19 protein-coding genes are annotated in these 21,697 nt (G+C 35.6%); 15 read left to right on the forward strand and 4 right to left on the reverse strand.

The window, feature by feature from the left end:
• The first annotated feature begins 1 nt into the window (after position 1).
• The 3 genes from IGJ23_RS02210 to IGJ23_RS02220 all read left to right on the forward strand — a co-directional run bounded on the left by IGJ23_RS02210 (position 2) and on the right by IGJ23_RS02220 (position 2,516).
• The gene (locus IGJ23_RS02210) at positions 2-268 is read left to right on the forward strand and encodes a hypothetical protein (RefSeq protein ID WP_438774563.1); all 267 of its coding nucleotides are present in this window, start codon (positions 2-4) and stop codon (positions 266-268) included.
• Positions 269-1,303: 1,035 nt separating this feature from the next.
• Positions 1,304-1,576 (forward strand): hypothetical protein, encoded by a 273-nt coding sequence (locus IGJ23_RS02215; protein WP_088745028.1) that lies wholly within the window; start codon positions 1,304-1,306, stop codon positions 1,574-1,576.
• A gap of 16 nt (positions 1,577-1,592) precedes the next feature.
• Positions 1,593-2,516, forward strand: coding sequence for a LacI family DNA-binding transcriptional regulator (locus tag IGJ23_RS02220; RefSeq protein WP_368019973.1), 924 nt, complete (start codon positions 1,593-1,595; stop codon positions 2,514-2,516).
• A gap of 226 nt (positions 2,517-2,742) precedes the next feature.
• Here IGJ23_RS02220 and IGJ23_RS02225 read toward each other — a convergent pair whose 3' ends face one another.
• Positions 2,743-3,501, reverse strand: coding sequence for a MerR family transcriptional regulator (locus IGJ23_RS02225; protein ID WP_368019974.1), 759 nt, complete (start codon positions 3,499-3,501; stop codon positions 2,743-2,745).
• A 197-nt stretch (positions 3,502-3,698) separates the two neighbouring features.
• Here IGJ23_RS02225 and IGJ23_RS02230 point away from each other — a divergent pair, with 197 nt between their 5' ends.
• From IGJ23_RS02230 to IGJ23_RS02255, 6 genes are all read left to right on the forward strand, one after another.
• Positions 3,699-4,067: a DUF1827 family protein gene (locus IGJ23_RS02230; protein WP_034699551.1), complete on the forward strand. Its 369-nt coding sequence runs from the start codon at positions 3,699-3,701 to the stop codon at positions 4,065-4,067.
• Between the two features lie 1,062 nt (positions 4,068-5,129).
• Entirely contained in the window at positions 5,130-5,852 is a 723-nt protein-coding gene (locus IGJ23_RS02235) for a hypothetical protein (RefSeq protein WP_438774564.1), read from the forward strand.
• Positions 5,853-6,274: 422 nt separating this feature from the next.
• Positions 6,275-7,747, forward strand: coding sequence for a nicotinate phosphoribosyltransferase (locus IGJ23_RS02240; protein WP_010738428.1), 1,473 nt, complete (start codon positions 6,275-6,277; stop codon positions 7,745-7,747).
• A gap of 12 nt (positions 7,748-7,759) precedes the next feature.
• Positions 7,760-8,584, forward strand: coding sequence for an ammonia-dependent NAD(+) synthetase (nadE, locus tag IGJ23_RS02245; RefSeq protein WP_438774565.1), 825 nt, complete (start codon positions 7,760-7,762; stop codon positions 8,582-8,584).
• A gap of 608 nt (positions 8,585-9,192) precedes the next feature.
• Entirely contained in the window at positions 9,193-11,055 is a 1,863-nt protein-coding gene (locus IGJ23_RS02250) for an LTA synthase family protein (protein ID WP_438774566.1), read from the forward strand.
• Between the two features lie 93 nt (positions 11,056-11,148).
• Positions 11,149-11,583, forward strand: coding sequence for a hypothetical protein (locus IGJ23_RS02255; protein WP_010738426.1), 435 nt, complete (start codon positions 11,149-11,151; stop codon positions 11,581-11,583).
• 404 nt (positions 11,584-11,987) lie between these two features.
• Here the strand turns inward: IGJ23_RS02255 and IGJ23_RS02260 are convergent, their stop codons facing one another.
• Positions 11,988-12,149 carry a hypothetical protein gene (locus IGJ23_RS02260; protein ID WP_010720034.1) on the reverse strand — a complete coding sequence of 54 codons (162 nt, stop codon included), beginning with the start codon at positions 12,147-12,149 and terminating at the stop codon, positions 11,988-11,990.
• Between the two features lies 1 nt (position 12,150).
• Positions 12,151-13,182 (reverse strand): lactonase family protein, encoded by a 1,032-nt coding sequence (locus IGJ23_RS02265; RefSeq protein WP_161652251.1) that lies wholly within the window; start codon positions 13,180-13,182, stop codon positions 12,151-12,153.
• A gap of 136 nt (positions 13,183-13,318) precedes the next feature.
• Between IGJ23_RS02265 and IGJ23_RS02270 the strand changes: the two genes are divergently transcribed.
• A complete protein-coding gene (locus tag IGJ23_RS02270; protein WP_010738423.1) occupies positions 13,319-13,672 on the forward strand; it encodes a PTS glucitol/sorbitol transporter subunit IIA in 354 nt (117 codons plus the stop codon).
• Between the two features lie 8 nt (positions 13,673-13,680).
• Positions 13,681-14,835 carry an AI-2E family transporter gene (locus tag IGJ23_RS02275; RefSeq protein WP_010720031.1) on the forward strand — a complete coding sequence of 385 codons (1,155 nt, stop codon included), beginning with the start codon at positions 13,681-13,683 and terminating at the stop codon, positions 14,833-14,835.
• A gap of 160 nt (positions 14,836-14,995) precedes the next feature.
• Here the strand turns inward: IGJ23_RS02275 and IGJ23_RS02280 are convergent, their stop codons facing one another.
• Positions 14,996-15,616 (reverse strand): NAD(P)H-dependent oxidoreductase, encoded by a 621-nt coding sequence (locus IGJ23_RS02280; protein ID WP_010720030.1) that lies wholly within the window; start codon positions 15,614-15,616, stop codon positions 14,996-14,998.
• 218 nt (positions 15,617-15,834) lie between these two features.
• On the opposite strand from IGJ23_RS02280, the gene IGJ23_RS02285 reads away from it, so the two are divergent.
• From IGJ23_RS02285 to IGJ23_RS02300, 4 genes are all read left to right on the forward strand, one after another.
• Positions 15,835-16,479 carry a TetR/AcrR family transcriptional regulator gene (locus IGJ23_RS02285; protein ID WP_010720029.1) on the forward strand — a complete coding sequence of 215 codons (645 nt, stop codon included), beginning with the start codon at positions 15,835-15,837 and terminating at the stop codon, positions 16,477-16,479.
• Between the two features lie 15 nt (positions 16,480-16,494).
• The gene (locus IGJ23_RS02290) at positions 16,495-18,222 is read left to right on the forward strand and encodes an ABC transporter ATP-binding protein (protein ID WP_010720028.1); all 1,728 of its coding nucleotides are present in this window, start codon (positions 16,495-16,497) and stop codon (positions 18,220-18,222) included.
• Entirely contained in the window at positions 18,219-20,108 is a 1,890-nt protein-coding gene (locus IGJ23_RS02295) for an ABC transporter ATP-binding protein (RefSeq protein WP_367010983.1), read from the forward strand. The genes IGJ23_RS02290 and IGJ23_RS02295 overlap by 4 nt, the downstream gene beginning before the upstream one ends.
• A gap of 209 nt (positions 20,109-20,317) precedes the next feature.
• The gene (locus IGJ23_RS02300; RefSeq protein ID WP_010738419.1) at positions 20,318-21,166 is read left to right on the forward strand and encodes a VOC family protein; all 849 of its coding nucleotides are present in this window, start codon (positions 20,318-20,320) and stop codon (positions 21,164-21,166) included.
• Positions 21,167-21,697: the final 531 nt, after the last annotated feature.

Here is a 21,697-nt window from a genome sequence, read left to right on the forward strand (position 1 = left end):
CGTGAGGATAAATTTTAAGAAAAACAGCATTCTATTGATGCTCGTTATGATACTCGTTTTTTTCACACCGCAAAAGATAGCTGCTGATACAATTGATATGGAAAAAATATATGAAAATAATGTTTCCGTACGATTTATCCCGAAAAAAACTGAGAGGTTGCCCCAAACAGGCGATATGAGGATGGGTTATCTACAAAAGGTTGGAACCATTCTTATTCTATTGATATTTATAGGAGTAAAAGATAAGCACATAAAGAAAAATAAATAAGCTATCCAATGTTAAGATGGATTCTAGGTACCCCTAACTGTAAAAAGATAGTTAGGGGTATTTAGGATAGAAAATCATACATCTCAATCTTGCATAAAATGACTTACTTCAGTTTTTTATTGATTGCTAAAGTAAAATATTTTTTCTTCTTATTCTAAGAGAAAGGTGACCTGCTAGAGATAATTGCTTGTTGAAATCTAAAACTTTTTTCAAAATTGTATCTATTAGATGATTTTGGTTTTGGTAAACGAGGTACATTCTATTTAAGTGAAAATAAAAATTTTTATGGAGCTTCTGTAGTGGGTTGCGCCACAGGTATATTTCACAATATATCAAAAGTATGGAGTCTAAGAGAACCCTTATGTAATAAGGGCTCTCTTTTTTTATTACAAGCTAAAGGGTGCAAAAATATGAAAGATTATTTTTTAAATCAATCATTCGATGCGGATAGTTGCTTATGTTCTAGAACGACCTATATACGTGAAGCTAGAGGATCTTGATGTGCTACTATTTTTGTCTTTTTTTTTCTTCTTTATATTCTTCATATTTTTCAGATTCTCATTCTTAGACAACAAGGAGTGATTATTTTCCTTTGTACTTTTTAATGGCATAGGTTTCTCTACTAGGCAGTATTCTTTAATGTTTACTAGGTTAGACATTCGTTCGTTTATTCGATGTTTTCTTCTCAATATTTTTAATAGTCTTATGCGTTGTAGTATGGCCTTTATTTTCTTCTTTATTAGTCTCAGTATTCTTTTCAGTATACCTGCTTTTTTTTGCTTTTTATACAATTGAAAAACTCCTCTCAATTAATGGTTTAAATGTATAGTAGCAGAGTTTGAATGAGGTACTCGAACTTATTTTTCTAGATAATTAAAATAAAGTTCTGCTTTTAAAAATTCAAAGACAAGTTTAAAGATTCGAAGACAAAAGTATGTATCGTATTGCTCGTTTTTTTAGAAGGTGAAGCAAAGATCTTGCTATGAGACGCGTTTCATAAGCTATACTCAATTCATCAAAAAGGAGGAATTACTGATGAATACTTATATCAAAACGACCAATGGCGCTACGAATGACTATTTTTATGCTTTTGTTGAATTTAAAGAAACAATGCTTGAATTGTCTAGTCCTCAAGGGTTAAATAAAACGGTAATGAAAAAAATTCCTTTAGATGAAATTAGTGGATTGGCAAAAGATACGTATCTGGGTGGGCAACGTATTAGCTTTGAATATGATGGAACGTTCTATCAATTTTTTGAATGTGGGCATGCTGTGGTAGACTATTTACAAGAAAATCTTTTTGCATAGGTGGTTTTAGTAAAGCATGACAAACATCAGAGATATTGCAAAACTGACGGGCTATTCTGTCTCTACCGTTTCACGGGTGATCAATAATCATCCTTATGTTGACGAAACAAAACGTGCCAAGATTCTATCCGTCATTAATGAGTTATCGTATGTTCCTAATGCAAGTGCCAGACAGCTCAGTTATGGAAAAACAAAAAATGTTGGTGTTATTCTGCCTTATACGGATCATCCTTATTTCGATCAATTGCTTAGTGGGATCATTGAAGTCGCCTTCAACGAAGATTATCAGGTGACCTTGTTACCAACAAATTATCAGGCAGAAAGAGAGAGAATGTATTTAGAAGAATTTGCAGGTAAACGATTTGATGGGTTGATCGTTACTTCTCGTGCCAACAATTTAGATGTATTGCTCTCTTATCAAAAGTATGGGCCAATCATTTTTTGTGAAGAAATAAAAGAAACAGAAGCTGGTTGCGTGTTTATCGATCGTGAACAATCTATTACTGAAGCATTATTGTATTTAAAAAAACAAGGCGTGGAAAAGCTTGGCGTTACTTTAGGAAGAAGTGGTCGTCTTAGTTTTAATACAAAAGTGACGTTGGAACTTTGTAAAAAAATATTTCCCGATTTCAAAGAGGAAAATGTTTTTTGGAACTGTATTGACTATGAACAAGGGGTGAATGCAGCGACGTATTTTAAAGAAAAAAAGGTAGATGGTGTCTTCACTAATTCAGATACAGTTGCTGCCGGTATATTGCAAAGCTCCATCTTAGAAAGTAAAAACCGTCTTGTTGGTCGTGATAATCTGTTGATCAGTGAGCTAATGTCTTTTTCTACGATTGACCATGGCTTAAGAGAGTGTGGAGAAACGGCCTTTCTACTTTTTATCGAAGAAAAAAAAGATCAAATCAAAATTCCTTATCGATTTATTGTGCGATAGTCGAAATGGTTTTAATGCGGAATCAAAAGTAGATCGAAGTAACGCAAAAACCTAAAAAAGAAACCGAATAGCCAAAAATAGTTTCTCCTATTTTTGTGATTGCTTCGGTTTCTTTTTGACGTCAATGGATTATGAAAGAATGTAGTGTCTGCATTCTGACAGGATGGATCATAAAGTGAGATCTTCGCTACTTATTTCCTAAAATGAACGTCCACTCAAAGACAACTTATTCAACAGCGTATGTTTGAATGATCGTATTCAATGCTTGGGCAGCTCCGTTTCCACAACGCTCATCATAGTAAGCGGTGAATCGTTCATCAGAGATATACAATAAGCCTAAGCCACGATGAGCTTCGGAACTATAAGAAGGCCAGCTAAAAGTAAGCCATTTTTTGTGTTCTTCAAATAGTTTCAATGCTAGTTTTTGATCAGAGTCTGGTTGTAAATAAGCTGTCAAATCAGCTAAGAGTTGTTTTTCTAAAGACTGCATTTCTTCAAATTTTTCTTCAGACATATTTTGCCATTTTTTATTTGCTTTCTCAACGGTGTCGTCTCCATATTTTTCTCGTATTTCTTGTCCATAGTTTGTTTCATTTTCCATTATTTTTTGTTTTTTAAATCCTTCAAATTTATCATGATCTTTCATCGGTTTTCCTCCTTCGTAACTCTCCAATGTATGTTGAATAGTCATTAATAGTGTGTCGAGCTGTTTTCTTTTTTCTTGTAACATTTCTTGATGTTGGATCAACGCTTGTCGATGATCGAAAGCTGGATTATCTAAAATTTCTGCAATTTGTTCTAACTTAAAATCAAGGGAGCGATAAAACAAAATCTGTTGTAGTCGATCAACTTCTTGGCTGGTGTAGATCCGATAGCCAGACTCAGTCACCCGTGACGGTTTCAGTAAGTGGATCTGATCGTAAAAACGCAGGGTACGAGGACTAACACCAGAAATTTCTGCCATTTTTTTTATAGTATATTCCATGCTTAACCTCCTTATAGAATGATCTTATTCCTTGACGTAACTAGAAGGTCAAGAATTTTTGAATATTTTTTTATGTTTATTTTTATGTTATAATAAGTAAAGTAGAAAAACGAATTTTTCTGCTTTAAATATGTCATGTTGAAAGCGATTCCTTTGTTGGGCGCTTGTTATAAATAATAATAGAAAAGAGGAATAAGATGAAATTAATCGAAACGCCAGTTACAAGTAATTTAAATATTAAGACGTTTTATCCTAAAGTAGTAGATTTTTTCTTTAGTAGCAAAGCCATCAAATACTATAAACTTTATTCGCTTGATCGAACACAGATTTTATACATTGATACGTATGAAAAATCCCAATTATTGATGATTAATACGAAGAAAAAAATCACCAAGCAAGAAATTGATTTTGCAATCCGTCGTATTTTGAAAGCAGAACGTGAAGACGTCAAGGTCCATATTGGTGTAAAACAAGACTTAGAACGAGCAGGTGTCCAATTCAAACGACCAAATAAAGATATCGTTATTGTTGAACAGAAAGTAGGTCGTTCAGTGGAGGAAAAATAAAACAGTCTTCTGCAAATGAGTAAGTTGTGTACCGGTCTCAAAATTGGAGCTGTTAAGAAAAACTAGATACTTGGTTCAGAGAACAAGAGAAAAAATTTTTTTCAAGGTCTCTAGGGATGGATGACTAAGGGCAAAATGCATCCCTTTAGTATTGTAGTAAGTTTTAATACATTTAAATATTTCCATCTGAGTTTGAGGTGATGTCTCTGAATTGAGTCTCTTTGTCCAACGAGGTTGGTAACGAGAAATCTTAGGATAAATTCAACAGAAAGAAGAAAACTTCTTTCTGTTTTTTTGAACTGGAAATCGGACGCTTGTTTGACTTCAAAAAAACTAGGAACTTTTTTATAAGCCTCGTTCCTCTCTTAAGTAATGCTTTTCTTGTTCTAACTTCTTCATGTCATCATGAGCATCAAAAAGTGCGTTCCCTTTTCTAAGAAACGCACTTGCTTTATATTTTTTAACTTCTTGAATCCAACGATACAAGCGGTGAGCCTGTTTTTTTAGCTACAGGCTAACTTCTTTCACAAAAAATTATTCTTCGATCATTAGGTTGACGGCAACAATTTTACTTACTTTATCAACTGAATCTCTTGGCATAATAGAAATCCTCGATTTTCCTTCATTTTTTATCTAGTTTATTACAACAATTCCAACATCAAACTATAAATCTTTCCTAATACTTATTAAAATATAAAAAAAAATTTATGATGGTACCTCTTTATCAGTATATAATGCTAAGTGTCGGGAGATACGTTACATAAATCTTATTACTATAGATAAAGGGAGGTCGTTAAATATATAAGAAAGCGCAAAGTGTAATATTTTTATTTAGGAAAAGAAAATTAAGTTTATGTAACTATGTATTATTAGATCTCTATTGAATCCAAGGATGATTTATTTAGATGATGATCAAATTTAAACCCATACAGATATCTATTATAGAATAAACATAATCATCCGATTACTTGGAGAAAAATCAATACCGACATTTATTAATGGTTAGAGAATATGAACTTTAGGATGTCATGATAAAAAATAAAACATAAAAGGATTGATTTGATGAAACATAGTAAACTATTATTATTAACCTCGTTTTTGTGCATTAGCGCTGGGACAATAAATACCATGACAGTTAATGCAGCTCAACAAGTAACTGTCTCAGATTCAACTGTCCGAAACGCTGTAGAGGCTGTAAACCATTTATTTACCGACAATACATACACCACATTATCTCCAAACACAACAACTGAAACGATCAAAGAAGCTAGAACGCTGATTCTTAAGGCCGCAGGAAAATGTGACATCATTCATTTAAGTAATTTATGCAAGAAGGCGGAAAAATTGTTATTAGAAAGTACCAATTCAGTAGATTCAGCTGTCCAAAATGCTGTAGAGGCTGTAAACCATTTATTTACCGACAATACATATACCACATTATCTCCAAACACAACAACTGAAACGATCAAAGAAGCTAGAACGTTGATTCTTAAGACCGTAGGAAAATGTGACATCGTTCATTTAAGTAATTTATGCAAAAAGGCGGAAAGCTTGTTATTAGAAAGTACCAATTCAGTAGATTCAGCTGTCCAAAATGCTGTAGAGGCTGTAAACAATTTATTTACCGACAATACATATACCGCATTATCTCCAAACACAACAACTGAAACGATCAAAGAAGCTAGAACGCTGATTCTTAAGGCTGTAGGAAAATGTGACATCGTTCATTTAAGTAATTTATGCAAGAAGGCGGAAAGTTTATTAGCACTGTCTGTTCATTTATAAAAAATAGAAACTTTATAACCTTTCACTTCTTGAAATATTCCTATAGGCACGACACCTAAAAGTGGAAAGTAAAAAAATTGACATAGGCTGTTTGTCCTCTGCACTGTACGGAGGGCGAACAGCCTAATGTCTGTAGTCTTTTATGAGAGAAGCGGTGATTAAAGTCAGTTTTTTCGGAAAAATCATGGAAGATTGGACAACTTTTAATTTCACTTCAAAATTGTCTGTAACCATAAAAAGATCGACCACCAAAAAGGTCACTTTTTAGTCTAAATTTTTTGAGGTTGGTTCATTATTGTGCTAGGTTATAAATTTATTTTCAATTGTCCTTTTTCAGAAAATAATCAAGATTTCTTCTACTCTAGCGTTTTTTTGTTATAATGGATAAGAAATGAAAACTTGCCAAGAGGAGTAATATAAAGATGAATAAAATTTACCCAGATGACAGTTTGACGTTGCATACTGATTTATACCAAATCAACATGATGCAAACGTACTGGGAATTAGGTCGTGCGGATCTCCACGCTGTTTTTGAATGCTATTTCCGTGATATGCCATTTAACCATGGGTATGCCGTGTTTGCAGGATTAGAACGTCTTGTGGAATACCTAGAAAATTTGACGTTTAGTGAGTCAGATATTGAATACTTACGCAAAATGGACATCTACCCAGAAGGTTTTTTAACATACTTAAAAGAATTTAAATTTAAAGCTACTGTCCGCTCGGCGCGTGAAGGTGAATTAGTGTTTGCCAATGAACCGTTGATCCAAGTGGAAGGTCCGTTAGCACATTGTCAATTGATTGAAACAGCCCTACTGAATATGGTGAACTTTCAAACGTTGATCGCTACGAAGGCAGCAAGAATCAAATCAGTGATCGGCGATGATCCATTGTTAGAATTTGGTACTAGAAGAGCGCAAGAATTGGATGCTGCTGTTTGGGGAACTCGAGCTGCTTACATCGGTGGAGCAGATGCTACTAGTAATGTCAGAGCTGGGAAAATCTTTGGGATTCCTGCAAGTGGAACGCATGCGCATGCACTTGTTCAATCTTATGGAAATGATTATGAAGCGTTTATGGCTTATGCGAAAACTCATAAAGACTGCGTGTTCTTAGTTGATACTTACGACACCTTGAAATCTGGTGTGCCTAGTGCGATCCGTGTAGCAAAAGAATTAGGCAATAAAATCAATTTCCTTGGGGTTCGTATCGATAGTGGCGACATGGCGTATATTTCGAAACGTGTTCGTGAACAATTAGATGCTGCTGGTTTCACTGAGGCTAAAATTTATGCTTCAAATGATTTAGATGAAGCAACGATTTTAAATTTAAAAATGCAAAAAGCTAAAATCGACGTTTGGGGTGTAGGAACGAAATTGATTACAGCCTATGACCAACCTGCGCTTGGTGCAGTCTTCAAATTGGTTTCAATTGAAGATAAAGAGGGCAAAATGATCGATACAATCAAGCTTTCCAGCAATGCAGAAAAAGTAACAACTCCTGGCAAGAAGCAAGTGTGGCGAATCACTCGCAATTTTGATGGCAAATCAGAAGGAGACTACGTTACGCTTTGGGATGAAGATCCTAGAGAGGAAGCAGAGATTTTTATGTTTCATCCTGTGCATACCTTTATCAATAAAACGGTGCGTGACTTTACAGCTCGACCTATCTTACAAGATATTTTCGTGAAGGGCGAACGGGTCTATGAATTACCAACTTTAGATGAAATCAAAGCATATACACGTGATAACCTTGATTCACTGTGGGAAGAGTACAAACGTGACCTTAATCCACAAAAATACCCAGTTGATTTATCAACAGATTGTTGGAATCATAAAATGGCTACGATGGAACGGATGAAGAAAAACGTAGCTACTTTATACAATGAATATTAAGGAGGAAAAAGAATGAGCTTACAAGAAGAGATTATCCAAGAATTAGGTGTCAAACCAACCATTGAACCACAAGGTGAGATTCGAACTAGTATTGATTTCATGAAAGCTTATTTAAAGAAATATCCTTTCTTAAAAACCTTTGTTTTAGGAATCAGTGGGGGACAAGATTCTACGTTAGCGGGACGTTTGGCTCAATTAGCAATGGAAGAAATGCGTGAAGAAACACAAGACGATCGTTATCAATTTATCGCTGTACGCTTACCTTATGGCGAACAAGTAGACGAAGAGGATGCGAAAGCTGCAGTTGAGTTTATCCAGCCTGACGTTCGCCTACGAGTGAATATCAAACCTGCTGTCGATGCGCAAGTTGCTGAATTAGTCGCTGCAGGGATCGAAGTCAGTGACTTCAATAAAGGAAATATCAAAGCTCGTCAACGGATGATCACACAATATGCAATTGCAGGTGGTCATGCAGGAGCAGTCTTGGGAACGGATCATGCAGCTGAAAACATTACTGGTTTCTTTACAAAGTATGGCGACGGTGGCGCCGATTTGTTACCATTATTCCGCTTGGACAAACGTCAAGGAAAACAATTATTACAAGAACTAGGGGCACCTGAGAAACTTTATACCAAAATCCCAACAGCTGATTTGGAAGATGGCAAGCCGTTGATCGCCGATGAGGTTGCTTTAGGTGTTACTTACACTGAGATTGATGATTATTTAGAAGGTAAAGAAGTTCCAACAGATGCCAAACAAAAAATTGAAGCTTGGTGGAACAAAACGCAGCATAAACGACACTTACCTATCTCGGTGTTAGATGATTTTTGGAAATAAGCCTAAAAACTTTGTTGAAGATCACACCAATGAATGAAGTAGCATTGCTTGTTTTTAATGAACTCGTCATTTAGTAAAAAATAAGGTTGTCATAGTAAAGTTCAGATGGAAAAATAACCTGCTATATCCGAAAACAGCTTCTCGCATTTTCTGGATATAGCGGGTTATTTCTATTATCAAGAGAATATGAACCGCATGTTCTTTTTCAAGATTTAAGACAAAAGATTAAAAATAGCTATTCATTGGGTTTCAGTTCTATTCTGTAGTAGTACGTCAATGAAGTACTATTAATTAAGATTATAAACGCATGGAGGATTTTTTTAGTAGCTGTAATAAATTGTTTAAACATCTTGTGTTAAAAATTAAAGTTATGTCAGTAGACTTCTTTCACATGGATTTTTTTAACGCCTTTTTTATAAGTCGCTACTTGCATACTATTGTTATGCTTTTACAATACGATATTGAGCAGTCGACAATTTGTGAGCAATCAAATCGGACAACGAATAAAAAAAGATAAGGGTTTGCAGACAGTTCTTTACTTGTTATCTGGAAATCATTAAAATAAGGAAAGCGGTATCGAATAATAAATGAATTAAAGGAGTATCCATTTGAAAAGACATATAAAAGATAGTCTCAATCAATTGTCTGTCAAACAGAAAAATTGGTTAAAATATACATTAGTGGCGATAAGTATCGTTTTTGTCGTTGGACTAAGCAATTTGTATTTACAATGGTGTCAAAACGATCTTTCTTTTGATCTAGCTGTAAAATTTGCTTTTTCGTGGCATACGGAAAAATTTTTATTAGCTTGTTTAGTGTTATTAATGATCTTCCTTTTTTTAGTGGCAGTATTAGGTTCTTTTCTCTTTGGAACATTCTTTTATCTTGTTGGCATTGGAATATTAGGTTACGCAAACTATTTAAAAATGACCTATCGACAAGAACCGATTTATCCCGACGACCTAAAGATGATCAAAGAGTTTGGTTTATTAAAAGATATGACAGGCACAATCTCGTTTTATCTATTAGCAGGAATGATTCTATTGGTGGTAGCAGGTGGTTGTTGGGCTATCTATCGGAGTTTTAAGAAAGACAAGAAATTTCAAGCCATCCGAGTGATCACATTATTTACTACGACCTTTGCGCTAATTTATATTAGTCATTTCAATAACCCAAATAATTTATTACGTAAAGCATATAACAAAACGGCTTTGTGGATTCCTTATAGTCAAAAGATGAATTATTATAATACAGGTTTTATTGGTGGTTTCTTATACAATTTAAAAATCGATCCAATGGAAAAGCCAAAAGGGTACTCCGAAGAAAAAATCAAGGAAATTACATCACACTATCAAAAGCTGGCAGATGAAAAAAATAAAACTGCCTCAGAAGAACAACCGAATATCATTTATGTGATGAGCGAAAGTTTTTCAGATCCTAGTCGTTTGAATGGGGTGGAAATTACCGGTGATCCTTTGGCAGATTATTATGCGGTGGCTGATCAGACTTATAGTGGTCAGATGCTTTCTCAAAATTATGGTGGGGGAACAGCCAATATCGAATTTGAAGCATTAACTGGTTTTTCAATGGGACTATTCAATGCTCAATTAACAACACCCTACACAATGCTAGTACCCAAAATGAATCAATTACCTTCGATCGTTTCAACATTGAAAGATCAAAATTATCATACGACTGCGATCCATCCTTATAACACCTCGATGTACAAAAGAAAAGATGTTTACGAGGTTTTAGGTTTTGATGAATTTATTAGTGAAAATACGATGACGTATACAGACACCATTGAAGATAATCCCTACATTTCTGATGCTTCTGCTTATCAAGAAGTGATGGATCTTTTAAAAGAGGACGATACACCCCAATTTATCCATCTTGTGACGATGCAAACCCATATGCCTTATGATGGAAAATATCAGCAGCTCGAATATACAGCCAAAACAGAGGATAATAGTGGGATAAGTAGTTTAGAAAATTATCTTCAAGATATTTCGTATAGTAGCCAATCCTTAAAAGCGTTCACGGAAGAACTGAAGAAGTTATCAAGAAGAACACTAGTTGTTTTCTGGGGAGATCATTTACCAGGGATCTATTCTGACACCATTCAAAATAGTAATGAGAAACACACCTTACACGAAACACAGTTTTTGATGTTTGATAGTCAAGGAGAATTAGAAAAAAACGAAGCTCCTGTTACAAGTCCCTTTTATTTTGCTGCTGACTTGATGAATCAGACTAATCAACAGACAACTGGTTTTTATCAATTATTGTTGGCACTTCAAAATGAATTACCAGCGTTTGAGCGAGAACTATACTACCAAGAGGGGCAATGGCATCGAGAAACACAATTAAACAAAAAACAAGCAGAACTTTATCAAGCTTATGAGATGATTCAATATGATATTGTTTCTGGAGAAAAATACAGTTTACAAACAAATTTTTTTGAAAAATAACATATGACTTTATTACTCTGGGTAGAAAGCCTATTCAATTGTGCTAAAAAAAGGTAAAATAAAAGAGAAATAAAATCGAAAGTAGGAGAAAGAATGTTACCGAATATTGGTTATTATGTACAATCAGTCGATCGAATGGTCAAAGAGACGGAAGAGATCGGTGAACAGATGCATCCAAAATATCAAGTGATCAGAGAAGCGATTGATCAGAAAAAAACAGAAGACTTGTCTCCAGAAGAGTTAGCTGAAATCGTTCATTTGTTTGAAGAAGGAACAAAAAAATATCGTGTGATATTGAAAAAAATCAGTCAGTTGCGACCACCAGCAAAAGTAATGGGTATTCATAAAAGTTTTGAAAAAGCCTATACTTCCTACGTGGCTGGTTGTGAAGAAATGACTCAAAGTATCCAACCAGAGTCTGGAGTTGACCATGATTTATTTGATGCTTCTGAAGAAAAACAGGATCAAGCGACAGAAAATATTTCTTCAGCCATCCAAAAAATGACAAATTTATTGTTGAAAAAATAAAACAGTATAAAGTTTCATTGAAAAATAGAGTGTTTTAATTTAATTATCATATGTTTTTTATGATAAAAATCAGTCAATCACTTATTATATGAAAGTAACCTATACCAACAACAATTTTGAATTACTCGATCGAATAATTCACTTTTACCGTCAAGCCTAACCAACTTGACGGTTTTTGCTATTTACCGATCGTTTGTCTCAGTTCAACTCAATCCCTCCATATTCAAATTCAACTTATAGAGGCTGCTCTCAACAAATCGTTCACCGAAAATAATGTAGTTCAGATGAACAAATAATATACCCGGCGGAGTTTCAACACTAAGCAAAAAAACTCGAAACGTGAAAAAGTTGTTTCGAGTTTTTTCTTCATGATCAAATCAAGTAGTACTTTTCCGATCATTTATTTAATTTTCAACATTTCTGACATAATCATCAAAATATTGAAGTAAATCTTGTTTTAATTTTTGATAATCTGCTTCACTATATTCTTTTTCTTCTAACTTTCCTTGGAAAAAAGGGATTTCTAACTCTTCCCGTAATCGATCCAATACTTCATCTTTGTTCATGTTACTGCTCCTTTTCAAAATAAACACAGACACATTCTGGTGCATAGATGTCTTTTTGGCGTAATTCTAGTAAACCAGTCTCTTTATTTCGAGCGAAAAGCGTAAGATTATCGGTATTTTGATTGGCACATAAGACATAGTCGTTCGTAGGATCTAAAGCGAAATCTCTTGGGAAATCGCCCTCAGTAGAAATAATTTGGATACATTCTAACAGTTGATCCTTTTCAGAAACTGCAAAGACTGCAATTGAGTTATGACCACGATTGGAAGCATATACAAATCGACCATCATCTGAAATACGAATCGCAGCACCACCATTTTCTCCTTGAAAATCATCTGGTAGTGTACTAATTTTTTGTTTTTCTTCAAAGCTGCCTTGGGCTTTATTATACGAAAGCACACGAACAGTACTATCAAGTTCACCAAATAGGTAAGCAATGGTTTCATTTGCAGGATGGAAGACAAGGTGGCGGGGACCAGTTCCAGGTTCTGCCACAAATTCAGAAACTATAGTTAATTTTCCTTGATCAGATACATCATACGTATAGACCCGATCCGTTCCCAGGTCACAAACCACTAAGCGGTTGTCTGGAGTTAAATCAGTATAATGGACATGTGCATGGTCTTGATTTTTATGAGGACCAGTTGCTTCTTGATGAAAAACGGCATCAGTTGCTTCGAGACCTCCATCGTCTAGAATACGATAAACATTGACTTCACCTTTATGATAATTAGCACCATATACTAATTGACGAGATTCATCAACTGCAACGTAACATAAAGGAGCGCCTGATTCTGTTACCGCATTCAAAAAATGGAATTCTTGATCGTAAGCCCCGATCCCACCTAAACCGTCCAGACTTGTGACGTTATAAAGATTACCAGCTTCACTTTTTGCTAAGTAAGTTGGACTATTTTCTTTTACAGCTAGCTTCAATCCTGAGACTTCTGCTTTTTCTGTATCTAATTCAATAGTATAAATTCCTTCACTCACACGTCTTGTGTACGTCCCTAAAATGATTTTTTCTTTCATTTTATCCCTCCTAGAATGTATGAAATAGGTTCCTTGTTTATTTTAGCACATTTCAAACAGGAGAGTTAAACAATGAGAATATGTTATACTGAATATAGAGTTGAGCGACAGAATTTGTAACAAAGGAGAGAATAAAATGATTCATGCAACCATCAAAGAAATCGGAGAAAATGCAGTAAGTGAACAAGAACCGATCTTGATTTTATTTGATCGAACAGCAACAACTACACTACGTAACTATTCAGTGATCCAAAAGATTACTTCTACCGAAAAATTTTCATTAAAAAAAGGGGATTCACTTTTTTTTGATCAACAAGAATATCAGATTGAACATGTGGGAAGATTGGCAAATGAAAATTTAAACACAGTAGGGCATGTTACGCTGATTTTTGATTATTATTCTGAGGAAAATAGTATTGTGAACGGTCTTTACTTAACACCACATCAGTTACCTGAGATTCATGTCGGTACACAAATCAAATACAAGTAGGTGAGATTATGGAAGGAAAAAACAAGCGATCAAAACCAGTCTCTTGGTTTTGGCGATGGTTTTTAAATAATCAAGTCGTTACTGCGTTATTAGTAGTACTTTTGATCTTATTGATCGTTTTTTTATTTACTAAGGTGTCCTATCTATTTGCCCCGATCTGGCAATTCCTGGCGATCGTTGGCTTACCCATTATTTTAGCGGCAATTTTGTATTATTTGATGAATCCAGTTGTTGACTATTTGGAAAAGCGCCAAGTTCCAAGGCTCTATAGCATCATCGGGTTATTTGTATTAGTCGTGGCACTGATTGCTTGGGGAACAGTGGTAATCATTCCTAAAATCCAAGAGCAAACCGTGAGTTTTATCAATCATTTTCCTCAATATGTGGATACGATCGATAATAAATTGACAGAAATACTAAGAGATCCTCTATTCAACCAATTTAGGGAACAATTGGAAGCTACTGGCGATAAGTTCATGAGTTCAGCGGGGGATATGCTCCAAGATATTTCAAAAAGTACGGTTCAAAGTTTAGGAAGTTTTGTGGGAGCAGTTGCTACGATTATTGTTGCTTTGCTAACTATGCCGTTTATCCTTTTCTATTTATTGAAAGATGGCAAGCAACTTGCCCCTTATTTTGTGAATTTCCTACCAACACGTATGCGAAAACCAACTTTGAAAGTATTAAGTGAAATGAACGATCAAGTTTCTTCTTATATCCGTGGACAATTGACGGTGGCTTTTGCAGTAGCGATCATGTTTATGATTGGATTTGCGATCATTGGACTTGATTATGCAGTCACCTTAGGGATCATTGCCGGCTTTTTAAATTTGATTCCCTATCTAGGCTCATTTTTAGCAATGATCCCGGCAGTATTCTTAGGAATCGTGGCGGGACCGATCATGTTGATCAAAGTATTGATCGTGTTTGCTTTAGAACAAACGATTGAAGGACGATTGATTTCTCCATTAGTCTTAGGGAATCAATTGGCGATCCATCCGGTCACGATCTTATTAGTTTTATTAACTTCTGGGAAGCTGTTTGGAATCGTCGGTGTGATTTTAGGTATTCCAGTATATGCTGCAGCAAAAGTGGTCATCTCACATGTTTTTGAATGGTATACAACTATCTCTAGTTTATATGAAGAAAAACAAAGTGACTAACCAATTGTGCACTAAAAACACATGACTAAAAAAACGAAGAAAGCGAAAATAGTTTAACTATTTTCGCTTTCTTCATTTTTTTAAATTTTTAGGTGCCCACTATGCAACAATCAAAGTTAGTAAGGGACTAACTTTATGGTAAACGTGCAAGTAGCTTTTATTAGAAAGTTTGACCAAATGCTGCAGCTTTATCTAAAGCTGATTGCATCAATTCTTCTGCACGGTCAGGGGTATAGTCGATACCTTCAATAAATAATTGATCCACTTGATCGATACCGACAAAGTTTAAGATGCCTTTGACATATTGAGAAGCGAAGTCTTGACCGTTATAAATGCCTCCGTTGGATTGGATGTGCAAAGCTTTTTTACCAGAAACTAATCCTTCTGGTCCGTTTTCAGTGTAACGGAATGTCTTGCCAGCGACATTGACGGTGTCAAACCAAGCTTTTAATTTTGTTGGAATATTCAAGTTCCATAAAGCATTCGCAATAACGATCTTGTCTGCAGCAAGAAATTGGTCGGTCAATTCATTGAAACGAGCAATTTTTTGTTGTTGACTTTCAGACAAAGTAGAGAACTCAGCACCTGCCCGAAGTGCTTCCCATCCTGAAAGTAATTCTTCATCGATTTCTGGGATATCATCACGATAAAGCTCTAAAACAGTCACTTCATCTTCCGGATGATTTTCTTTGTAACTAGTTAAAAAAGTTGTTAATGCTTTAACTGAACGTGATTCCTGTGCAGTTAATGGGTGCCCTTTTACTACTAAAACTGATGCCATAATATTCTCTCCTTTAAGCTGACTTGTTATCTGACTAACATAGCTAGTTTACTTGAAAGCGAAAAGGCTATCAAGTTTTTTTAAGGTTCGATTTTTAATTATGAATTTTTTTAGTCTTTTCATGAAAAAAATATGGAAAAGCATTGCAAAACATCTTCTTGGTGTTATAATGACATAGTGTCATGTGACAGTGTGTCATTTTAGGAAGGAGGAAAAAGATGCCTACGAAAACTTTTTTTCATCTACCAGAGGAAAAGCAGAAACGTTTATTAGAAGCAGCTAGGATTGAATTTTCCAGAGTACCATTAAAAGATGCTTCCATCGCAAATATCGTGAAGATCGCAGAAATCCCTAGAGGTAGTTTTTATCAGTATTTTGAAGACAAAGAGGATCTTTACTATTATTATTTTGAAACTGTTCGACGTGATAGTTCAAAAGATATGTTCCAACTGATAAAAGATGTCGATGGGGATTTATTCGAAGGATTCGAGCTTTATTTTACTAAAATCATTCGGGAGATTTTAGTCGGGGAAAATGCTTCTTTTTATCGTAATCTTTTCATGAACTTGGACTATCGTGCTTCTCGTAAAGTCGTGCCACATACAAAAGATGATCAGCGTCATTCACATGCAAAACATCAAAAAGAGGCAAAAGAATTAATTGGATTGATTGATCGAACGACACTGAAAGTAAACGATGATCATGAACTGGAACTACTGATCCAATTGATCATGAATATCGTCTTTACTACGATTGCTCATGCCTATAAATCATTTTCAAAAAACGAAAATTACTCCGTGGATCATGCCATTAAAGAATTTAAATTAAAACTATCATGGTTGAAAGACGGCGTATATCAATAGAAAGAGGGGAATTACATGCTAAAAATCGTCAAACGGATTTCACTGACTTCAGCTATTGCAGCCACGTTGTTCATGGTTATCCAAGTTTTATCAGATCTTTATTTGCCGACGCTCACATCAAATATCATTGATAAAGGTGTAGCACGAGGTGATGTTGATTATATTTGGCAAACAGGTTTTGTTATGATCGGTTTTTCTTTGATTAGTATCATCGCAGCGATTGCAAATACCTTTTTTGCTACACGTGAGTCACAAAAATTAGGAAAGCAATTACGTACCGATGTTTATAAAAAATCTGAAAGTTTAACAAAAGATGCATTTGACAAATATGGTACAGCATCCTTGATTACCCGTACAACTAATGACGTGACACAAATCCAGATGGTTACGCAAATGTTTTTAAGAATGATGATCAATGCACCAATCACGTTGGTTGGCGCAAGCTTTCTTGCTTATCAAAAAGATCATCAATTAACCAAAATTTTCTTAGTAGTTATTCCAATCATGCTAGTGGTGATCGGCGGAATCATGTTTTTTGCGGTACCACTATTCAAGAGCATGCAAAAGAAGACAGACCGTTTGAACCTAGTGTTTCGTGAAGGATTAACAGGGGTAAGGGTAATCCGAGCGTTTGATAAGACACGTTTTGAAGAAAATCGTTTTGATTTAGCGAACAAAGATTATACAAATACAGCAATTAAAGTCAACACGATCGTTGCATTGATGATGCCGATGATGACTTTGATTATGAGTGGAACAAACGTAGCAATTACTTGGTTTGGTGGACACTACATAGCAGATATGACGTTAGAAGTCGGAAACCTAATTGCATTTATGACGTATGCTATGCAAATTTTAATTAGCTTTATGATGCTTTCAGCTATTTTTATCATGGTCCCTCGAGCGCAAGCTTCTGCTGATCGGATCAATGAAGTATTAGATGAAAAAGTAGGTATCTCAGATCCTGAGAACCCAACTGAGGTGACTCCTGCAGGTAAAGCTGCCACAATCTCATTTGAACATGTCAACTACCGGTACCATGGAGCTGAGAAACTAGCGTTAGAAGATATTGATTTTTCAGCACAATCAGGCGAAACTGTTGCGATTATTGGTGGAACTGGTTCGGGTAAATCTACTTTAGTCAACCTTATCCCACGACTATACGATGTCGAATCAGGAACAATCAAGATTGATGGTGTAAGTATTACCGATATGACTCAGTATAATTTGCGTGAATTGATGGGCTTTGTTCCACAAAAAGCCATGTTGTTCTCTGGCACGATCAGAGAAAACATGCAGTACGGTAAAGCAGATGCTACTGATGAAATGATTTGGAAAGCGTTAGAAATCGCCCAAGCCAAAGACTTCGTTTCAGAAATGGAAGAGGGCTTAGACAGCCATGTTGAACAAGGCGGAGGGAATTTTTCTGGTGGGCAAAGACAACGTTTGGCGATTGCTCGAGCATTAGTCAAACCAGCTGACATTTATGTATTTGATGATTCTTTCTCGGCTTTGGACTTTAAAACAGATGCAAAATTACGTCAAGCTTTAAAACAAAATATGAAAGAAAGTATTACGGTTTTAGTTGCACAACGAGTAAGTACAGTAATGGATGCGGATATGATCTTAGTCCTTGATGAAGGAAAACTAGTTGGCAAAGGCACACACGATGAACTTCTTAAAACGAATGAAACCTATCAGGAAATCGTTCATTCACAATTAAGAGAGGAGGATCTAGCATGAGTAAAGGAACGACCAAACCTTCTCAACGACCAATGCCTGGCGGCGGTCACGGACCCGGTCGAAACATTGGGGCAAAAGGAGAAAAACCAAAGAATTTTTGGGGCACAGTGAAACGTTTATTTGGCTATATGTCAAAACGCTCGGTTGCGATCATTGCTGTATTTGTATTAGCGATCGCAGCAGTCATTTTCCAGATCCAAACACCAAAAGTATTAGGGAGAGCAACTACTGAGATTTTTAATGGGGTGATGGCTGGAGCAAAACAAATGCAAGCGGGGCAACAAATTTCTAAATTCCCAATTGATTTTGATAAAATTGCTCAAATCATCGCCACGGTTATTGTGATGTATTTGATTTCTGCAGTATTCAATTTCTTGCAACAATTTATTATGACACGAGTATCGCAACGAACAGTTTATGAGTTACGTCATGATCTAGAAGCAAAAATGAATCGTGTACCGATTTCTTATTATGATACACATACAAATGGAGACATCATGTCTCGTGCAATCAATGATATGGATAATATTGCCAGTACCCTTCAACAAAACTTAACACAGTTTGTAACAAGTGCAGTTACTTTGATCGGTGTCATCGTTATGATGCTTTCTATTAGTTGGCAATTGACGTTAGTGGCTTTACTGATGATTCCATTGAGTTTGATCGTTGTGATGATCATTGCACCCAAATCCCAAATCTTTTTTGCAGAGCAACAAAAAAGTTTAGGTCTCTTAAACAACCAAGTAGAAGAAACTTATGGTGGTCATACGATCGTCAAAACTTTCAATCATACAGCCAAAGACCAAGAAGTTTTTGAAGAAGAAAACGACAAGTTATATGCTGCTGGGTGGAAAGCGCAGTTTATCTCTGCCATCATTATGCCTTTGATGAACTTCGTTAAAAATCTTGGCTATGTATTTGTTGCTGTATTAGGTGGGGTCAAAGTTGCAAATGGGAATATGACACTTGGGGACGTTCAAGCGTTCTTACAATATACGACACAATTCTCACAGCCGATTACTCAACTTGCAAGTTTAATGAACACGATTCAGTCAACTGTTGCATCTGCGGAACGGGTTTTTGAAGTGCTGGATGAAGAGGAAATGTCTGATAAAAAATCTGGGTTACCTGTTGAAGAGAACACACCATATAAAGTTCGTTTTGAAAATGTTCAATTCGGTTATACCAAAGATCAACTATTGATGACAGATTTTAATCTGGATGTGAAACCTGGAGAAATGGTGGCCATTGTTGGTCCAACTGGTGCTGGTAAAACGACCTTGATCAACTTGTTAGAACGTTTCTATGATGTTTCTGGCGGAAGTATCCGTTATGACGGGGTAGATACGAGAGATTTATCTCGAGATAACTTACGTGCTCAATTTTCAATGGTTCTGCAAGATACATGGCTATTTACAGGTAGCATCTACGACAATATCAAATACGGGAACGATGATGCAACTGACGAACAAGTGATTGAAGCAGCCAAAGCTGCCCATGTTGATGACTTTGTTCGCAAACTGCCTGAAGGTTATCAAACGGTATTAAATGAAGATGCCAGCAACATCTCCCAAGGGCAACGACAGTTAATCACGATTGCTCGGGCATTTTTAGCTAATCCGGATGTATTGATACTTGATGAAGCAACTTCTAGTGTGGATACTCGGACAGAGATTTTGATCCAAAAAGCGATGAATCGTTTATTAGAAAATCGAACAAGCTTTGTAGTAGCTCACCGTCTGTCAACCATTCGAGATGCCGATAACATTATTGTCATGAACCACGGTTCAATTGTTGAAACAGGAAATCATGATCAATTGATGGAAAAAGATGGATTTTATGCTGATTTATATAACAGCCAGTTTTCCGAAGAAGCTGTTTCTTAACAATTCATTAATAGTAAAACGCATGGAAAGAGCATCTGAAGCGTTCCATGCGTTTTATTTATTATAATGAATGTTATTTAAAAATAATTGCAGTATTGCGTGGAAAATGCGAAAATTCTCACATTTTTTTTAATAAAAACCCATTTATTGCTTGAAAGAAATGTGAAGCATCGTTAAAATAAAGCTGGACGTAGAGGGGAGCAAGAAAAATGAAAGAATTTAAATTGGGGTCTACTACTTACCTAAAAAGTGTAGCAATCCGGGTTAAAGATAGAGATAAAATGATTGATTTTTACAAAAATACGATCGGTTTTGATTTGAAACGGGAAGAAAATGAATTAGCTATTTTAGGGACACAAGAGCAAAATAGTGAGATGCTATTGCTAGAAGAAAGTCCTAGAGCGCATGATTACATTGGGGAAATCAAAAAACTGAAACGTTTTTCATTGATTATTCCAACGGTAGCAGAAATGGCTGATATCCTTTCCCGTATCCGTAAAACAAACTATCCAATTGAAGATGCGTTAGAAGATCAAGGGCGCATGGGGATCTTACTTAAGGATCCAGAAGGTAACGAATTAGAAATTTATCACGAAGAGGACAATGTTCAAGAACGAAATCAACCAGAAGCAATGGATCAAGAGTCATTATTACGTAAGTCAGAAGAGCGTTACAAAAAATTATCCGCTAATTCTTACTTTGAAAAAATCCATTTAAACGTTTTTGATAGCGAAGAAGAACGCCGTTTTTTAAGTGATTTACTGGGACTAAAAGTTCGGGAAGAAAAGAACGGATTACATGTTTTAAATGAAGGGAACTTCCATGTAGGAATCTCAGAAGCAAATAGTGAGGCATTAGCATTGCCGACTCATGAAGTATTAGGTTTAGATTTCTTGAAATTCGTGATTGATCAAGAAAGCATGGAACAGTTGATTCAGCATTTAAATGAAACTGCAGTTGACTTCTTTATCGATCAAAGACATACTGTGTTAACAATTTATGATGCGATTGGTATCGAATGGTGGTTTGTGATCGATACAAAAAAAGCCAAAAAATAAAGCGAAGACAAATAATTGAATAGGTAGAAATAGCTCCTAACGATTTGATGTTTAGGGGCTTTTGCTTTTGTTCATTGTTGGCAAAGCGCATCACAAGCAACAACGGAAATCGAAAGCTGATTTTTTGTTCAATATATAAAGAGATACCAGAAACAACTCTTCAACTAAAGAAGTTTCTCTAAGATACAAGAGGATAGAAGAAAAGTTGATTTGAAAAATTTTCTTATTGTCATTGGAGCTGACCGATGTTTTCACGACCTAATCCACGGTGTTCAAGAAGCAACTCCTCAGCAATAAGCGATGATTTTCTAAAATATGAGAAGCTATTTTAAAAAATCCTCTCTTATTCGCTCGGAGCTGATCGCTTCTATCACGACCTAATCCACGGTGTTCAAAGAGCTGCCCTTCGGTAATAAGTCAAAAAATCTCAAAACATGAGGAGCTGTTTCGAGATTTTCCTCCTTATTACTCAGGGCAAAACGCTCTTTTCACAACCTTTATCCACGGCGTTCAAACATCAGCTCCTTGAAA

The sequence above is a fragment of the Enterococcus sp. DIV1682a genome (assembly GCF_051711005.1).
Classification (GTDB): Bacteria; Bacillota; Bacilli; order Lactobacillales; family Enterococcaceae; genus Enterococcus_B; species Enterococcus_B hirae.